Origin of the sequence: Bradyrhizobium sp. 6(2017), from assembly GCF_011058295.2 — a bacterium.
In the GTDB taxonomy this organism is placed as follows: Bacteria; Pseudomonadota; Alphaproteobacteria; order Rhizobiales; family Xanthobacteraceae; genus Bradyrhizobium; species Bradyrhizobium septentrionale.
Map to the genome: position 1 here is coordinate 7157734 of NZ_CP049289.2, position 16190 is coordinate 7173923.

Below are 16190 nucleotides of genomic sequence, written 5' to 3' on the forward strand. Positions count from 1 at the left end.
AGCTAGCAACGCACCTTCCACCTTCGAATCTGGTGGCCGGGAGAGCGCTGAAGCAGCGCACAAGCATAGCACGCGACCAAGCTAGTGGGCCTGTGCGGCGCGACACTTTAGGGTATACGGTTAGCCCGATGAGTTGTGCAAAGACCCATTCTTTTGTGACCAGCCATGGCGCGCCATTACAACGAGCAATTTCGTCAGCTCTGGATCGACGCGGGATACAGTAAGCACGCCGGGAGCGCTGCTGTTGTCCCGCCTCCGCCAATAGAGTATCGGCGAGTCTACTATTTGACCTCAGCCGAATATGGGCTGAGCAACATTGTCTTTGGCCGAATCAAGGTCTCACGACTATCGACGCTCAATGATCCATTTGAGGTACTGTGTCATGGTGCTTTGGGCCACGTTGTGAAGCGGCAGCTTCTCGACCTGAAAGATCGGCTCGACGCGACATTAGGGTTGATATGCTTCAGCACTGATTGGACTGATCCCGCACTCTGGGCGCATTACGGTGATCGCAATCGAGGCATTTGTCTCGGAGTTGATATCCCGAGGGGGATGCTGCGGCAGATTGACTACATGACGGATCGGCTTCAAGGGAAAATCAACTCCGCTCATTTGGCGAGCCCAAGCGAAGCTCTCATCGATCAATTGCTGACGACGAAATTCTCAAGTTGGAAATACGAGGATGAATTTCGCCGGATCGTAGCGCTTTCCGATGCGAAACAGGAAGGACATCTGCATTTTCTTGATTTCGACAAAAATCTGCGCCTCGCTCAAGTAATTGTTGGACAAACCTGCCACCTAAACTGGGAAAAGGTCAAAGAGACGACCAAGAAAATGTATCCGAGCGCTGACGTTTGCAAGGCGCAACGATCGCGCCGACTTCCAGAAGATGGTTGATGCGCGGATCGAAGAAACACTTACCCTCGAATACAAGGCATCGCCCGCGCTATCGCGAAACAGTAAGGACGTACACGAGCTGTGCAAAGATGTGTCAGCTATGGCCAACTCGGCCGGAGGGCAGATCGTTTATGGAATTGAAGAGGACAAGAAGACCTGCAAGCCAGCCAAGGTCGATGATGGTGTGGTGGATGACAAGATCACGCGAGAGTGGATTATCCAAATCCTGAACTCCAAAATCCAGCCTCGCATTGACCGCGTGAGCGTTCAGCGGATTCCGTTGAGCGACAAAGGCCACGGATTTGTCGTTTCCGTCGAGCCGACCTTGACCGGCCCTCACCAAGCCCCGGACAAGAAATACTACAAGCGCTTTGAACTCCATGCCGTGCCGATGGAGGATTATGAAATACGAGACGTCCTCCGGAGGTCCACTATGCCTGACCTTGCGCGTGCGCTTCACGCTGAGCTGGCCGATCTAGTCGCGAGATGCTGCTTCGATTCGGAGAACAAGTGGCGTCAGTATTGGCCAGCGAGTGCGCAAGGCACTACCTTGGAAAAACATGAACTGCGGAGCTTTGCACCGGCAGAACCAACGATATTTGCCAACGCCTCGGGCGAGCTGGGGTTACTGGGCAAAGATGCCCCGTTGCGTCTGGTTCAATTCTATAACAGCTTAGCTGCGCTGCGACGGGATATCCGCGACATTGCCGATGGTCTAACTGGCAACCCGGCAAACGCGAGGCTCGTTCGGCAGGTCGCGCAACGCTTCCTTTTCACCCTTCAACCCGGGCTTGACGCCCTTCGCGCGCTGGAACATTTGGTACCGGATGCGGAGAAGGTCGAGGAAGCCGCGATTAAACCTTACGACGCCACTCGCCAGATTGGACCGGCGCCCGATGGGACTCTTCAGGATCGTATCCATCAACTTCTGCGATAGAAAGAACTTCCAATCTTTGCGCCGATGAGTCTCTTCGAGATAACCATTACGTCCCGTGCTGGTACCACCGTCTCGACCGCGTTCGACCAGCTTGCGGCACACGGCCGAGCTTGACTGTGCCTATTTATTGAGGGAGGAGCGATGGCTGATTTGCCGACGTTATCAGTCATCCTCCGGTATCGTTTTCAAAACGGCCTCGGCGTTTTCTGGTACTGTCTTAAATAGTGTTTGGAGGTCACTCAAGCCCAACACCGGAGCGGAACGCATTTGATCCTTTGCAGTAGCCTTCGAAACGTCGATCTCGTTGAAGCGGGCCTCCATCTTTCTGAAATGGGCGTAGCAGCCAATATCGATCGCAAATGCTTGGAAGTTTCCTGTCTGTGATTTGTGCGTGAGAGCGCTTCCGGCTTGATGGATGATGCGATAGTCAACGAGGCGGCTGAAAAGCGTTCTCCAGTTCTCGTCCTGCTGGAGCAGTTGCTCGGGTATTAGAAAGATGTTCGTTTTTTTTGCTAAGCAGAACTCCCTTAAAACATAGATACCGGCAATCAAGACGTTTTGTTCGTCGATTTGCGAATCTTGCTTTAGCTCCTCAATTCGCCGCTCCAGATTCGATCTACTGAGAACGCGCACCTCGTCTTTTCCAACTCACTATTCAACGCATTCTCATTAGCAGTCGTCTGTCTGATATCTTCCTCTTGAACATCTGGTGACTGGTGCATCGTCGCCAGTTTGGCGCGGATACTCTTGATGATTTCCTTGGTTCTCCTCTTCCTACCGAACCAACCGGAAAGATGGGAATCGATTTCTTCGAACAAGGACGACAGGATTTCGATCAGGACATTTGGAAATGTGTGCTGTTTGAAATCCTCACAATTCAGATAGATTGCTTTGATCTCTGGCGGAAGCTGCTTCGCAGAATCATGAAGCAATAGCGTCTTTCCACAACCGCGCCGAGCAAAGACGGTGTGATTTTGCCTTGCGCTAATATCCTCCATCGCGTGCCCGACGTTAATGTAAGTAATGGCCTCGTGCCCCAACTGGACACGTAAACCCTCAGTTATCAGCTGACGCAATTTAGCGAGCTTCTTTTGGTCAACCACTAGACCCCCCACCGACATTCCATTGCTGGTTGTAAGATGGCGGAATTGTCCGCGATCGTCGAGAGAAACGTTGCGCGAACTCATTACACTTTCCTCTAGCCCGCCTTATTCGTCAGAGTGCGCCTGAGAGGCTGGCGAGCGTGGTGTAAAGCGCTAATGCGGCGTAGGATTTGGTTGCAAAGCCAACCCCATCACCTTCAGCCGCGAACACCACGCCCGCCATGACCGACGATACGATTCCGCCCTTCTCGTTTCCAGCCGTTCACGCCAAGAAAGTCACAGCCGCCTTCGATGGCGGTCGGCTGGCCTCGAACGGGGGCGTGATGCTTCTGGCGATGGCCGAGCGGCGTCTCGGCTTGGCCGACAATCTGGCCCGGGTGTTCCCGGATCGGCGCGATCCGACGCGGGTCGTGCACAGCCTTGTCGATATGTTCCGCGCGCGCATGTTCGCGATCTGCTGCGGCTACGAGGACGCCGACGACCTCGATCATCTGCGGTCCGATCCCGCATTCAAGCTGGCCTGCGGACGGCTGCCGGACACGGGTCGCGATCTGTGTTCCCAACCGACGCTGTCGCGGCTGGAGAATGCTCCGCGCCTGCGCGACGTGATCCGACTGACCTACACTTTGGTCGACGCATGGATGGATAGCTACCCGCGCGAGCCGGCATCCGTCACGCTCGACATCGATGATACCTGCGATGTCGTCCACGGCCATCAGCAGCTCTCGCTGTTCAACGCTCATTATGACGAACGCTGCTTCCTGCCGATCCACGTCTACGACACGGAGAAGAGCCGGCCCGTGGCGGTCGTGCTGCGGCCCGGCAAGACGCCGGGCGGCGTCGAGGTGCGTGCCCATCTGCGCCGCCTGATACGGCATATCCGGACGCGGTGGCACAACACGCGAATTACATTCCGTGGCGACAGGCGCTATGCTCGGCCGGAGGCAATGGCGTGGTGCGAGACCAACGGCATCGACTACATCTTCGGTCTGTCCGGCACCAAGCCGCTCGCCAGAAAAGTCGACGAGGCCGCCGACGACATCCGCACGCGACGCGCCATCGAGAACCTGCCGGGTCTGCGTGGCTATACCGAGACGCGCCACAAGGCAAAGTCCTGAGATCGCGAACGACGCACCGTCGCCCGTATTGAGGCGACGATGCTCGGCCTCGACATCCGTTTCGTCGTCACCAGCCTCGATGTCGGCTCGGCCGAGTGGATCTACGACAGCCGGCGGGCCTTTTCCTGTTTGAGCGCTCCCCTCAGCGCCACCAAGCATTATTCAGCTTGGGGGCGTTGTTTGATTCGGTGGCCTATTTCGCGTCTGCGAGTGGCAAATAGAAAATCCCAGCGCTCCGGCGTGAAGGCGCTGGGACTTTAAGGGTGAATGGAACGGGGCTGGGAAAAGTTCATCCACCCGATTGTCCAATTTCCCTGACCCGGATTCGTTCCTGCACAGTGGCCTGTTTTGATTTGGCGAGTGGGACGCTATTCGTTCTTTCCAAATCAACGAGTGGCGCGACAAAGGATTCAGCGTTCACCCCATGAAATGGGACGGGATAACGATAGCCGGTTGCGCCTCAATCGCACTTTCCGTGCTGATCCTAATTGTCATCTTTACGATGTAGTCGAGCGCTCCCCTGCAAGAGAGGAAAAGTGAGCAATTTTGCTCAGACCCCACGATGAGGATATGCAATTCGTGCCTTACCGGGGTTTTGCAAACCCACCCGGGGCGGGAAGCCGCCGCCCGCGATACATTTAAGCGGGCGGCGTTTTTATGTGAAGCGAGGCCGCCTCAGTTGGGTAGTGGGGGCGGTCATTCCGCAGCCTTCTTCGCTAGTTCCAGTCCTTGCTCACGCCCCTCGGAGATGCCTCGGGCGATTGCACTTATGATGCGGTTCGGGCTCGCCCCGCCCATCCCTTGGAAGGGCCGCAAGGCGTTATGAATCTCCCGGGCGCGCATCAAATCTGCTTCTGTGACGTTCGGCTTTGACATGATCGAAAGATGCGCCGTTGGTAGTCAACATTCCAGCCCAGAACCCCGCCACAATTTCGGGAAGCCCGTTCCATTGCAGGCCGGGCAGATACATCCTTTGATCTTCGGCTGCAGTTGAAGTTTTCCGGCCGCCTCAGTTGGGTGGCACTATTTGTCAGGCGCGATCACCGCAGGCAGCGGCTGCGTAGGCAGGATATCCGTATCGGTCTGGCGCCCACGCGACAAAGCCAACGCGAACGCCAATACGACTGCTGTTATGATGATCGCCCCACGCATACGAACGTCTTTGTTCCCTCCGGGCAATATGCACAATCTGACAGAAGTCGAAGGCCGCCCCAGTTGGCGGCCTTTTTCCACGGTATCAGGCTTGGTTCAATTTTTCCCAATTTGAATCCGGGAACGCCCCAATTCGCTAACGACACGTCAATTTCTTTTGGCACGTGAGCAATATTGACCAGCCTTGGAACGTCGGCTGTTCCAACCTCCGGCCATCACCGCCCTGTAACGGCGTCTGCCGGTGACTGAGAGCGTTCGCGCTCCCCGCCCAGAGACAAGGGAGCGTGGCATGATCGAACAACCCCATTACGATTCATATTCAATCCCAGCACGCGTCAGTCTTGGCATCGCTATTTTCGGCGGCACTCTGCTTATCGCGGTGATGCTTACGGGTGCCTTCATCGTGCACTGAGGCCGCCGCAGTTGGCGACCTCTTTTACAATCAGACAACCGCCGCGCCGCGTGCTTTGTCCGCCAGTGAAAGAGTCTACACGATGCAACGCAGCGATCAGTGGACCGAGTTAGTTTCATGCCCGAACTGTGGAATGTCAGGGGCTGCCCGTCTTTCGAAGGCCAAAAAGGGAGCCTTTGATTATAGGGTGGAGGCCATTCCTGCGGGCTTTAAAGTGAGTCGCTTGGAATTCGGTAACACCTTCTTCTGTGGGGCATGCGATCAACCGGCGCGTACCCAGATAACAAAGCAATGAGGCCGCCTCAGTTGCGCCACTGAGAGCATCCCCGGCCCCGCGCTGGATGAGGCCACGGGGCCGGGAGCCAGCGGACCGGGAGAAAGGAAAACCGAAACCCCCGGTCCTATCCGATCAGAGATCAGTACGGGGACATGCCATGATCCATCGCGAAGCCGTGCCTGTCGGGCACACCTCACCCTACAAGCGCATCGAGATCGCGCACCTTGGACGTAAGACCATCATCACATCAGACGAGCTGGCAATCTCGGGTGATCGCCTGCCTGATCTTGCCGCGTATCGATACGATGAAGACTTGCGCGCCTATCTGCTCAAGGCCCGATACGGCTGAGCATCGGCTGCATAGACATTGAGGGCATTACGCAAAAGGTTCTTCCGGAGGCCCCCCGGCTTGAACGGGTCGTAGTTTGGGGGAGATGATCCCCGATCCCGCCCAAAAGAGCTGTCTTAAAAAACGGGACCGGAGACCATGCCCTTGTCCGTCCCCCGCCCCGGAAAGGTTTCGGGGTGCGAACGATGCGGCCGATCATGCTCTATACCCCGGCCGCACATTGGTTAGAGCGAGCCGGGACCGGGGTCACGTTCGCTCAATTGGATCGGGCGGCCCTCAGTGGCCCGCCCGTTGCGCGCGATAGACACGGTTGAATTCCTGCAGCCGCCCGGTGCCTTTGAGCGAATCCATGAATGCGTCGAGTTTCTGGACCGCGTCCTGCGCGCGCGAGATCGCTATATCGTGCGGCGTCAGCGTCTCGTGCCAATGTGCCGCCGCCCGTTCAAGCGCGGTTAGGCCGTCGCTGCACCGGGCCGCTCGCCTGCCTCTTTGCGAGCCTGCCGCGACACGGCGATGGCGTTTCCCTCCCGCACCCAATTCACCGAGACGGCGCGCGGGTCGATCTTGGTGCCAACGCGGAACGAACAGATGCCGGTCATGCCCGCCGGCGCGTCAAAGCTTAGCGCCGTTTCCTGCCCCAATGTCTTGATAATTTGCGTGCGCTCCGCAGCTGCGGAATCAATGCGCGATGCCCTGGCGCCGCAAGCCCGCTCACTTCCTCCGCTACTGGTCCGGTCCTGTCGATCGAAACGCCGGCTTCAAGACCGTTTTGGTGTCGCTTGCGATCACCCCAACGGCCGGCTGAAACTCGCCGATCTTCCGGATTGGGACTGGTCCGATATCTCGGCGCACCTCAAGTGCACCGCGTGCGGCAAGGTTGGTTGGGTCGATACCCGGCTAGACTGGGGCGAAGTGATCAATTTCGCCAAAGGCGTCTCTGGCTGACTGCCGAACGTCGGGTCTGCTGGCCTTGCTGCGTTTGCTCACCGGCGCTAACGCTGGTCTTGGGGGTTGGCGGAGAGGATGCACGATGAGCAAGGCGCGCGAGTTTATCGATTTCTGGATCGAGAATAGCGTTCACGCTGTCGAACAATATCGGACTAACGGCGCGTCGCAGGATGTGGCTGAGCTGAGCCGGCGCCTCATCGATGCTGCCAAGGAACAAGGTATCCCGGAAGCGGACCTGCAGGCTGAGATCGGCGATATCTCCGACTACATCGCAAGCCAGCTAAAGGCGGCGAATAGAGCTGAGAGCGAACGGCGTAAGCCTACCTAGACGCTTGTGGCAAGGCCAAGGCCGCCAACTGAGGCGACTCTGGGTTGCGAGCTTACTGCAACTTCTTTTCGATCTCGAAGGTGAACTTGAGCTGCATCACAGGGCCCTTGTCGTCTCGGACCTCTATCGCCATGCGGTGGTTGTGTACGCGCTGAGACTGATACACGGTGTCACGTACCATATCCGCCACCGACTTAGCAGCCTCCATTTGCGCGGCCTGCATGCTGTTGAGTTCCAGGCCCTCCTCATCGGGGGCCAACTCCTCACCGTCGCGCAGATCAAAATAATAGCGCGTCATGCTTCGCCTCACTGCTTTACTTGTCAAAGCAGGCAGGCAGAACAGGTTCCTGACGCGAGGCTAATGCCTTTTAGGGGCTGGAACCGTCTCTATCGCTATCATGTCAGCATCCCGAAGTGTCACGCGCCGCCCGGTCGCAGCGGCGATTTTTCGAGCCACCATCCTCGCGGTTTCATCGTCGGCAAGGTCGAGAGCGAACAGTTCCCGGGGCTTAATGTCGGGACTTACAACGTCTCCGATGATGGGACGCTGGTTCGTCCGCTTCACTTCGAACTCTGCGAGCCAGCGGAGGAAAGCCATTCGTCTACATGTGAGGCGGTTTCCATCTGCCGGGCCTTTTCGAGCGCCGCCTCCTTGGCCGCGCCAACAGGCAGTTCGGTGGCCATCGCCCGCAGGCGCTGTCCTTCGTCACACAGACGTTCTTGAAGGGATTGGTCTTGTTTGAAACGCCGCCGCTTGATGACCATGGGGCGCTCCTTTCCTGTTCGAGGAAGGCGGGAGCGCTAACGGGGCGGTCTCATCACCGATAAAAGCCACTGATCCGGGCGGTGATAAAGGCTAACGTACGCCCCTTGGCTGCAGTTCCAAAGGAACTTCGTCACGGCTACGTGTCCCCGCCGCGGTGTCGCGAATTGGATGGGATCGATTCCTCGGACGCCCGGGATGGCTAGTCATTTGGTCTATTGTCTGAGGTGATTGCTGACACGTCGCATCGTTCGCAAAACAGATCGATGCTAGCGAGATTGCTAGGCTGATTCACGACTTTAAAGCCTCGTGGAAGCTGCTCCACCATGGTTGTCTGGCCCGGCTCATCAAGTTCGGCCAAGTTGGCAACGCCGGTAAGCCCACAACGCGGGCACTTTAAGTAAGCCTTGAAATGGTCCCTCGCGGTCATCCGCCAAATATGCGGTTCGAGGCATAGATTTTCCAGCCCCGGCCGCCATCGCCTCATGCCGCGATTGCTAGCGACTCCCATTAACCGGTGCCCATCCTCGGGGGCGCATCAACCGAACGAATGATCGAGCCTCGCTTGCCGCAAGCTGTGCAGGTGAAGCGCGGCTCGAGATCGGACAGCCGCAGCTCGTCCGGCCATGGCTGCGGTCGACGAAGCCGCGGCGGAAACGCTGCATTGAAAAACGTTCTGAGCAGAACTGATTGCGGCTCGAGTGGAATTAGGAACGTTCAGTACAGCGTCCAGTTGGCGAAGGGGTAAGGTTGACGCGCATAGGAACGAGCGCAGCGCGCCGCGGGTTGTCAACGCGTCCGGTGCCGTCTCTCGCGGCGACGCCGGGATGCCCAACTCGGCTCCAGCTTGCCCCCCTCGCTGGGGCCGTTTTTTTTTTGAATTGGTTGCTCATGCCCGACATTTTGATCCGTTGCCCTGAGACCGGAAAGCTCGATAGCTTGGGTCTGGCGGGGGAAACCCGGTGCCGCACTTAGGGCCTGTACTCATTGGGGGGAGCGCTACCGAACTCGCAGTCACCGATAAATGCCGAAGGCCGCGCGGTGATATGCATGTATTTCACCTCGACAAATGCAGAGGCGTCGACAAGGACGGCGCATCGCCGGCCGAATACAGCGCCGGCCTCAAATATGCCATCGAGCATGGCTGGCTGGAGAAGCACGAGAGCGGGACCTACGTGAAGATCCTGCACGCGGGGAGCGACTTGCTCGCGTGAGATGCCCCAACTGAGGCGGCCTTCGTCTTCCGTCAAATTTGATCGTTAAGCTACCCCAGCAACCATAGGGGCCTGTGCATTGAGGGAGGCTGGCTGCTGGGGCCTTCTACCGGCCCGTTGGTGCATGTGGGCCAATGCCGATTTACTGCCCATACATTGCGATGCCGATGACAACGAGTGGGCTCAGCCCCAACAATACGATGCAGATGCTTCCAAGGAGACTGTCACTGCCCATGACACAACCTCCACTCCGAAGTTGAAATTTGATCTGCCAAAACAAAATCGTGATCGATTAAAAAACCGGCCTCAGAGCGGTACACGCCGTTTGGCGAAGCCGAAAGTCCTCTCATCCGAGCATTAGCCACGCCACGCTGGCGATCAGGGCGACAAACGACACCGCCGCTGTGCCTCTCTGATAAATAGTGTACGTGTCCCTGAGGCGGCCTACCGCGAAGCGCCGACTGGTAGACGTCCTCAAGCACGCACATTTCGGCAATATATTAGCAGCCATCCGTCAGCTCTCCAGCTTAAGAAATTGTGCGCCATGCCGACCAAGCGCCACCCGAATTAAGGGGGCGCGGCATGAATTGTGCTGATGATTAGCTGCTGGGAATTTCAATGTCCCGGTTCGGGAACAAACGGTCATCAGGTGTGTATTTTTGAGACCGGTGACCGCTCATTTTGGGAGGTATCGTTGCATTACACAGCGCTCCAACAAAACAGGTTCCTCGTTCGGAGAGGAAGCGGTGACGACTGGATGGTTTATGATCGGGAACTCAAGGGGCCAGCGCAGCCAAAGAAAAATGGCCCATTCGCCGAGAAGCTAACCAAGGACCAGGCCCAACAACTGATGCAGATGCTGACTGACGACCTGACCGGCGCCATGAAGGCGGTATAGTCATATCGGATACCGGTCCGCAGCAAAATCTGAAACGGACCGCGAACAGATGACAGCTGTGTTACCTACTAAGGTCTATGAACAGAGTTGGGCACAGCGAACGAGGCGCGGCAAAAAAGCGGCGCCCCGGTGGGTTAAAACTTAGCCGGCTCAAATTCGACATTGGCTACTGGGCCTTAAGCGCGAGCCACCCCGGCAGCCGTCGCGGAACGATCGGCGAACAGCTCAAATGCCGGCGCACTTGAACGCCTATCACGCTGAGCAGGACGATGTTCGAGGCGATCGAATCGCGGTCGGTACGCGTGATGGTTCTTTTAATCTTGACGCTCCTCAGGACCGCTCTGCCCTTTTGGCACCACATCCCTATCCCTCTCGGTTGTGCGCGGGCGTGGCGTAGACTTCGGCATACCGGCCTGACCGCCGTGCTTTCCGCCCTGATCTTGGACGCCCTCCGCGTCATTTTCTTTAGACATCACGCTCTCCTCGGTAAGAGCAATGGGTGCGCGCGCGGCCAAGCCGAGAATCTGATCAAGCTGCATAAGACACAGCTCGCCTCCGATCGCACCAGCTGCCGTTCGGCGCTCGCCAATCAAGTCCGCCTCGTTCTCCACACCGCCGCTTATTGGCTGATGCTGACCGTGCGCGACGCGATTCCCAAAGCCCGGGAATTGGCCACAGCCGAGTTCGCGACGCTGCGCTGGTTCCGGTCCTTCGTGCCCGGGGGCCCAGGCCGTCGGCGTGAGCCGCTCCAGCCTGAGCTATCCGCCCATGGCGACATCAGCCCCTGAGTCGGTTCTGCAGTGCCTGCCGATTGGCAACGAGGTTGCTGAGGTTCAGCAGGTCTGGTTCCCGTCCTTGCTCCAATTGCCTAACCAGCGCCCGCGTGCCGTCCACCACGAAGACGCCGCAATCATACCCGTTCCGCTGCCGGGCCATGCCGGCTGGCTCCAGGCGGAGGTCCAGCCGACCTGCGAGATGTTCTGCATCCTTGTGGTTGAGTCCCCCGTAGGAATCGTAGTGATAGGCGACCGGCCGCCCACGGTCTCTGCGATCAACGAACAGCAGCGACCAATGGTTGCCGAGACTATTAGGATCTTGAGGATCGGCATTAATCACGGGCAGGAACAGGAAGTCGGCTGTATCGTTACCATTATCGTAGACGATGCGCTGGAATTCGGTTCGCACGAAGCCATCGTCGTTAGAGCGCAGATAATTTAGGACGATGAGGGGATTCACGAACCGCGTCCGGGCGGCGAGATCCGGATGGTTCCTCTGCAAATCCTGCTCCTGGAGCCGGTAATCCCTGTCGATATGCTCGTCGCCCAGCCATTCCGTGTCCTCGAGCATCAGCCCGCGGCCGTGGGACGAGGCTGTCGGACCTAAAGCCCCGATCTGAGCATCAGCGGAGGTGCTCGGAAACGGCCGTACAGAATTAGCATCGTCGCGTGATTCGGACGGCGTGGCCGCAGTCAGATCAACCAATGGAAAACCACGGTAGGTGTCTGAGCGAGCCCCGGCAGCGGGCGCCGGCGCAAAGTGAGCATCGTCGCGCAACTCGGACGGCGTGGCCGCATCCAGATCAACAAAAGACTCAAGACCGCCGTAGGTGTCTGAGCGAGCCCTGGCAGAGGGCGCGGGCGCAAAGTGAGCATCGTCGCGTGATTCGGACGACGTGGGCGCATCCAGATCAACAAAAGACTCAAGACCGCCGTAGGTGTCTGAGCGAGCCCTGCTGGTTGATGGTGAGGCCGGTTCTTGCATCTGCCGCAGCGCCAGCTCCTCGCGCAACCACGCCAAAGCTTCATCATCCGAGAAGGCTGGCGCCGGAGAAAGCCCCTGCGGCGAGCCGGGCTGTCGAGCGCCCTGGTGATGACCCGGTACTGGCCCGGCAAACGGCGGCGGAAAGTCAGGCGCCGGGCTCCAAGCATTGTCACGCAACTCGAACGGTGCGGGCGGATTCGGATGAACCGCTGCCTCAAGACCGCCTTCGATGTCTGAAGGAGCCCTGGCAGAGTGCGCTGACGCTGCTTCCAGGGTCGGCCACATACTCCAATCAAAGTTGAGCGGCATCTGCGGCGACCAGGTTGAGGTGGACCTGGCCGGTTCCTGCTCTCGAGCTTGGACTATCTCCTGCGCCTGCTCAGGGGGAACCCCGGACCACGGTGGGCCGTCTTCCACCATCAAACGCAGATCCTGATCGTAACCTCCCTGCGGCGCGCTGTGCGCAGGGGCGCCTCCGACGTACGTCGCGACCGCATGCGGCGCCGTGGCATCTTCGTGCCCGCTCGCCTGCATCATCGGCTGCGCCTGCCATGGCGATGCACCCTGTTGATGGGTGGGGGCCACCGACGTCAGCAGGCGACCGCCTGAATTGGCGATCTCGCTCAGCTGCCGCTCGCCGGCAAGGCCGTGCAGATTGTCTAGGGTCCTCGGCCTCTTCGCTGGCCGCAACTCAGCTGTGTCATGCTCATCGTTGATGAGGACCTCCTCGCTTGGCAGGAGGTTGCTCCTGGCAAGTGCAGCCATCGGCTCGTCCAGGAACGGCTGGCGGTGGTCGTAGCCCCAGTTCAAGGGACGAATGGTCTCTCCGGGATCCGATGACTGGTCATGGCGCGCGGCTGGCTCGAGAGATGACGACGGGCCGGGTTCGTCCATCAGCCCCAAAAGCAAATCCTGATCGTAGCCTTCTGCAGGAAGCCGCTCCTTTGGCCAACTGCCCGCGTCCTGCGACGCGCTGTGCTGCGCAGCGGCGCCGCCGACGGGCATCGGCTCCATCAGTGCCGCGTCTTCGGGATCAGGAACGGGGGAAATATGGCGCTCGAACTCCATCGCTTTAGCGCCGGCCTGCGATTTTCGGAGATCGGCCAGCGCGGCACCGATACGCCGATTACCCCCGGCGTCCTTCCTATAGCGCTTAACATCTTCATCCAACGTGTTGCCGGAAAGCCGACCAGCAATGCCCTTCTTGTTGTTTTCACGCAGGTAGTCACTGAAACGGCGTAGAGCAACTGCATACGTCTTGCTGGTCCCTGTCGCTGCTTCGTTTTTGTACTCTTCGATGAGAGCCACGTCCTGGGGGGGAGGATTTAGCTCAGCGCGGCCTGTGATCGGCCCGACTCCGCCCGTCGACTGGAAGGTCCGGAGATGGTCTATTGCCGGACGGAGTCTCCTGTTATGACCCTTTTCGATGGCCTCGCGCGCATCATCGGTCAGCGACTGGTCGTCGAGCCGAGCAGCAATCGGATCTTTGTTATTTGCGAAGAGCCAGCGGCCAAAGCTGCGAAGAGAACTTACATAGGCGTAGGCGGTTTGGTTGGCGGCGTTGCCATTGCGGAGGGCCTCCTCAAGCCCCGAAATAAGGCGAGCGTCCTCGGAATAAAGAGGCTCCATGCTCCGCCCTATCAAAACCCCAGCTGACTGAGCCGGCTGCAGCGCCGAGGCGGCCGGCATTGCTCCACCACCTCCATTTGAATTGGCGATCTCGCTCAGCTGCCGCTCGCCGGCAAGGCCGTGCAGATTGTCTAGGGTCCTCGGCCTCTTCGCTGGCCTCAACTCAGCTGTGTCATGCTCATCGTTGATGAGGACCTCCTCGCTTGGCAGGAGGTTGCTCCTGGCAAGTGCAGCCATCGGCTTGTCCAGGAACGGCTGGCGGTCGTAGCCCCAGTTCAAGGGACGAATGGTCTCTCCGGGATGATCCGATGACTGGTCATGGCGCGCGGCTGGCTCGAGAGATGACGACGGGCCGGGTTCGTCCATCAGCTCCCAAAGCAAATCCTGATCGTAGCCTTCCGGGAGGACCAATGGCCGACTGCCCGCGTCCTGCGACGCGCTGTGCTGCGCAGCGGCGTCGCCGACGCGCCACGGCTCCATCAGTACCGCGTCTTCGAGATCAGGAACGGGGGAAATATGGCGCTCGAACTCCATCGCTTTAGCGCCGGCCTGCGATTTTCGGAGATCAGCCAGTGCGGCACCGATATTCCGATTACCCCCGGCGTCCCTATAGCGCTTAACATCTTCATTCAACGTGTTGCCGGAAAGCCGAGCAGCAATGCCCTTCTTGTTGTTTTCACGCAGGTAGTCACTGAAACTGCGAAGAAAACCTGCATAAATCTTGCTGGTCCTTGTCGCTGCTTCGTTTTTGTACTCTTTGATGAGAGCCACGTCCTGGGGGTGAGGATTTAGGTCAGCGCGGCCTGTGATCGGCGCGACTCCGCCCGTCGACTGGACGGTCCGGAGATGGCCTATTGCCGGACGGAGGTTCCTGTGATGACCCTTTTCGATGGCCTCGCGCGCATCATCGGTCAGCGACTGGTCGTCGAGCCGAGCAGCAATCGGATCTTTGTTATTTGCGAAGAGCCAGCGGCTGAAGCTGCGAAGAGAATATACATAGCCGTAGGCGGTTTGGTTGGCGGCGTTGCCATTGCGGAGGGCCTCCTCAAGCCCCGAAATAAGGCGAGCGTCCTCGGAATAAAGAGGCTCCATGCTCCGCCCTATCAAAACCCCAGCTGACTGAGCCGGCTGCAGCGCCGAGGCGGCCGGCATTGCTCCACCACCTCCATTTGAATTGGCGATCTCGCTCAGCTGCCGCTCGCCGGCAAGGCCGTGCAGATTGTCTAGGGTCCTCGGCCTCTTCGCTGGCCGCAACTCAGCTGTGTCATGCTCATCGTTGATGAGGACCTCCTCGCTTGGCAGGAGGTTGCTCCTGGCAAGTGCAGCCATCGGCTTGTCCAGGAACGGCTGGCGGTCGTAGCCCCAGTTCAAGGGACGAATGGTCTCTCCGGGATGATCCGATGACTGGTCATGGCGCGCGGCTGGCTCGAGAGATGACGACGGGCCGGGTTCGTCCATCAGCTCCCAAAGCAAATCCTGATCGTAGCCTTCCGGGAGGACCAATGGCCGACTGCCCGCGTCCTGCGACGCGCTGTGCTGCGCAGCGGCGTCGCCGACGCGCCACGGCTCCATCAGTACCGCGTCTTCGAGATCAGGAACGGGGGAAATATGGCGCTCGAACTCCATCGCTTTAGCGCCGGCCTGCGATTTTCGGAGATCGGCCAGCGCGGCACCGATACGCCGATTACCCCCGGCGTCCTTCCTATAGCGCTTAACATCTTCATCCAACGTGTTGCCGGAAAGCCGAGCAGCAATGCCCTTCTTGTTGTTTTCACGCAGGTAGTCACTGAAACTGCGAAGAAAACCTGCATAAATCTTGCTGGTCCTTGTCGCTGCTTCGTTTTTGTACTCTTTGATGAGAGCCACGTCCTGAGGGTGAGGATTTAGCTCAGCGCGGCCTGTGATCGGCGCGACTTCGCCCGTCGACTGGACGGTCCGGAGATGGTCTATTGCCGGACGGAGTCTCCTGTTATGACCCTTTTCGATGGCCTCGCGCGCATCATCGGTCAGCGACTGGTCGTCGAGCCGAGCAGCAATCGGATCTTTGTTATTTTCGAAGAGCCAGCGGCCGAAGCTGCGAAGAGAACCTACATAGCTGGAGGCGGTTTTGTAGGCGGCGTTGCCATTGCGGAGGAGGACCTCCTCAAGCCCCGAAATAAGGCGAGCGTCCTCGGAATAAAGAGGCTGCTTGCTCCGCCCTATCAAAACCCCAGCTGACTGAGCCGGCTGCAGCGCCGAGGCGGCGGGCATTGCTCCACCACCTCCACTTGAATTGGCGATCTCGCTCAGTTGCCGCTCAAAGGTCGCCGCATCTGCGGACGGCGCCGCGGGTGAACTCTCTTGCGGGCCCGTGCTGTCCGATTGTTCACGCACCCACTTGATCGAGGGGAAATCCATCCCTTCT

13 protein-coding genes and 2 pseudogenes are annotated in these 16190 nt (G+C 58.7%); 10 read left to right on the plus strand and 5 right to left on the minus strand.

Annotated features, from left to right (window positions below):
• Nucleotides 1-165: 165 nt before the first annotated feature.
• Complete coding sequence (locus G6P99_RS33965) at nucleotides 166-897, plus strand: hypothetical protein (protein WP_165125088.1); 732 nt, start codon at nucleotides 166-168, stop codon at nucleotides 895-897.
• Nucleotides 890-1834, plus strand: coding sequence for a helix-turn-helix domain-containing protein (locus G6P99_RS33970; RefSeq protein ID WP_165125091.1), 945 nt, complete (start codon nucleotides 890-892; stop codon nucleotides 1832-1834). Before G6P99_RS33965 ends, G6P99_RS33970 begins: the two co-directional genes overlap by 8 nt.
• Nucleotides 1835-1996: 162 nt before the next feature.
• On the opposite strand, the gene G6P99_RS33975 is transcribed toward G6P99_RS33970, so the two are convergent.
• Nucleotides 1997-2467 carry a hypothetical protein gene (locus tag G6P99_RS33975; RefSeq protein ID WP_205751525.1) on the minus strand — a complete coding sequence of 157 codons (471 nt, stop codon included), beginning with the start codon at nucleotides 2465-2467 and terminating at the stop codon, nucleotides 1997-1999.
• Nucleotides 2419-3021 carry a hypothetical protein gene (locus G6P99_RS33980; RefSeq protein ID WP_205751526.1) on the minus strand — a complete coding sequence of 201 codons (603 nt, stop codon included), beginning with the start codon at nucleotides 3019-3021 and terminating at the stop codon, nucleotides 2419-2421. Before G6P99_RS33980 ends, G6P99_RS33975 begins: the two co-directional genes overlap by 49 nt.
• 137 nt (nucleotides 3022-3158) lie before the next feature.
• Here G6P99_RS33980 and G6P99_RS33985 point away from each other — a divergent pair.
• From G6P99_RS33985 to G6P99_RS34005, 5 genes and pseudogenes are all read left to right on the plus strand, one after another.
• Nucleotides 3159-4166 (plus strand): annotated as a pseudogene (locus G6P99_RS33985) (IS1380 family transposase); the annotation flags it as partial.
• Between the two features lie 1330 nt (nucleotides 4167-5496).
• Complete coding sequence (locus G6P99_RS33990; RefSeq protein WP_256434709.1) at nucleotides 5497-5619, plus strand: hypothetical protein; 123 nt, start codon at nucleotides 5497-5499, stop codon at nucleotides 5617-5619.
• Between the two features lie 434 nt (nucleotides 5620-6053).
• Nucleotides 6054-6245 (plus strand): hypothetical protein, encoded by a 192-nt coding sequence (locus G6P99_RS33995; protein ID WP_165125094.1) that lies wholly within the window; start codon nucleotides 6054-6056, stop codon nucleotides 6243-6245.
• Between the two features lie 513 nt (nucleotides 6246-6758).
• Nucleotides 6759-7190: a hypothetical protein gene (locus G6P99_RS34000; protein WP_165125097.1), complete on the plus strand. Its 432-nt coding sequence runs from the start codon at nucleotides 6759-6761 to the stop codon at nucleotides 7188-7190.
• Between the two features lie 85 nt (nucleotides 7191-7275).
• Nucleotides 7276-7521 (plus strand): DUF768 domain-containing protein, encoded by a 246-nt coding sequence (locus tag G6P99_RS34005; RefSeq protein WP_029085257.1) that lies wholly within the window; start codon nucleotides 7276-7278, stop codon nucleotides 7519-7521.
• Nucleotides 7522-7573: 52 nt separating this feature from the next.
• Here G6P99_RS34005 and G6P99_RS34010 read toward each other — a convergent pair whose 3' ends face one another.
• Both G6P99_RS34010 and G6P99_RS34015 read right to left on the minus strand, forming a co-directional pair.
• Nucleotides 7574-7819 carry a DUF6894 family protein gene (locus G6P99_RS34010; protein WP_029085258.1) on the minus strand — a complete coding sequence of 82 codons (246 nt, stop codon included), beginning with the start codon at nucleotides 7817-7819 and terminating at the stop codon, nucleotides 7574-7576.
• Between the two features lie 263 nt (nucleotides 7820-8082).
• Nucleotides 8083-8286, minus strand: coding sequence for a hypothetical protein (locus G6P99_RS34015; RefSeq protein WP_165125100.1), 204 nt, complete (start codon nucleotides 8284-8286; stop codon nucleotides 8083-8085).
• Nucleotides 8287-9330: 1044 nt separating this feature from the next.
• Here G6P99_RS34015 and G6P99_RS34020 point away from each other — a divergent pair.
• From G6P99_RS34020 to G6P99_RS34030, 3 genes and pseudogenes are all read left to right on the plus strand, one after another.
• Nucleotides 9331-9498: a hypothetical protein gene (locus tag G6P99_RS34020; protein ID WP_165125103.1), complete on the plus strand. Its 168-nt coding sequence runs from the start codon at nucleotides 9331-9333 to the stop codon at nucleotides 9496-9498.
• Between the two features lie 694 nt (nucleotides 9499-10192).
• Nucleotides 10193-10396, plus strand: a complete 204-nt coding sequence (locus G6P99_RS34025) for a hypothetical protein (protein WP_210292686.1) — start codon at nucleotides 10193-10195, stop codon at nucleotides 10394-10396.
• A gap of 500 nt (nucleotides 10397-10896) precedes the next feature.
• Nucleotides 10897-11094 (plus strand): annotated as a pseudogene (locus tag G6P99_RS34030) (transposase); the annotation flags it as partial.
• Nucleotides 11095-11173: 79 nt separating this feature from the next.
• Here the strand turns inward: G6P99_RS34030 and G6P99_RS34035 are convergent.
• Complete coding sequence (locus G6P99_RS34035) at nucleotides 11174-16183, minus strand: Ulp1 family isopeptidase (RefSeq protein WP_246709690.1); 5010 nt, start codon at nucleotides 16181-16183, stop codon at nucleotides 11174-11176.
• Nucleotides 16184-16190: the final 7 nt, after the last annotated feature.

Excerpts from the sequence above, each read along its gene's own strand:
- G6P99_RS33965 (WP_165125088.1), top strand. The coding sequence starts at position 166 with ATGGCGCGCCATTACAACGAGCAATTTCGTCAGCTCTGGATCGACGCG.
- G6P99_RS33970 (WP_165125091.1), top strand. The coding sequence starts at position 890 with ATGGTTGATGCGCGGATCGAAGAAACACTTACCCTCGAATACAAGGCA.
- G6P99_RS33980 (WP_205751526.1), bottom strand. The coding sequence starts at position 3,021 with ATGAGTTCGCGCAACGTTTCTCTCGACGATCGCGGACAATTCCGCCAT.
- G6P99_RS33990 (WP_256434709.1), top strand. The coding sequence starts at position 5,497 with ATGATCGAACAACCCCATTACGATTCATATTCAATCCCAGCACGCGTC.
- G6P99_RS33995 (WP_165125094.1), top strand. The coding sequence starts at position 6,054 with ATGATCCATCGCGAAGCCGTGCCTGTCGGGCACACCTCACCCTACAAG.
- G6P99_RS34000 (WP_165125097.1), top strand. The coding sequence starts at position 6,759 with ATGGCGTTTCCCTCCCGCACCCAATTCACCGAGACGGCGCGCGGGTCG.
- G6P99_RS34005 (WP_029085257.1), top strand. The coding sequence starts at position 7,276 with ATGAGCAAGGCGCGCGAGTTTATCGATTTCTGGATCGAGAATAGCGTT.
- G6P99_RS34010 (WP_029085258.1), bottom strand. The coding sequence starts at position 7,819 with ATGACGCGCTATTATTTTGATCTGCGCGACGGTGAGGAGTTGGCCCCC.
- G6P99_RS34015 (WP_165125100.1), bottom strand. The coding sequence starts at position 8,286 with ATGGTCATCAAGCGGCGGCGTTTCAAACAAGACCAATCCCTTCAAGAA.
- G6P99_RS34020 (WP_165125103.1), top strand. The coding sequence starts at position 9,331 with ATGCATGTATTTCACCTCGACAAATGCAGAGGCGTCGACAAGGACGGC.
- G6P99_RS34035 (WP_246709690.1), bottom strand. The coding sequence starts at position 16,183 with ATGGATTTCCCCTCGATCAAGTGGGTGCGTGAACAATCGGACAGCACG.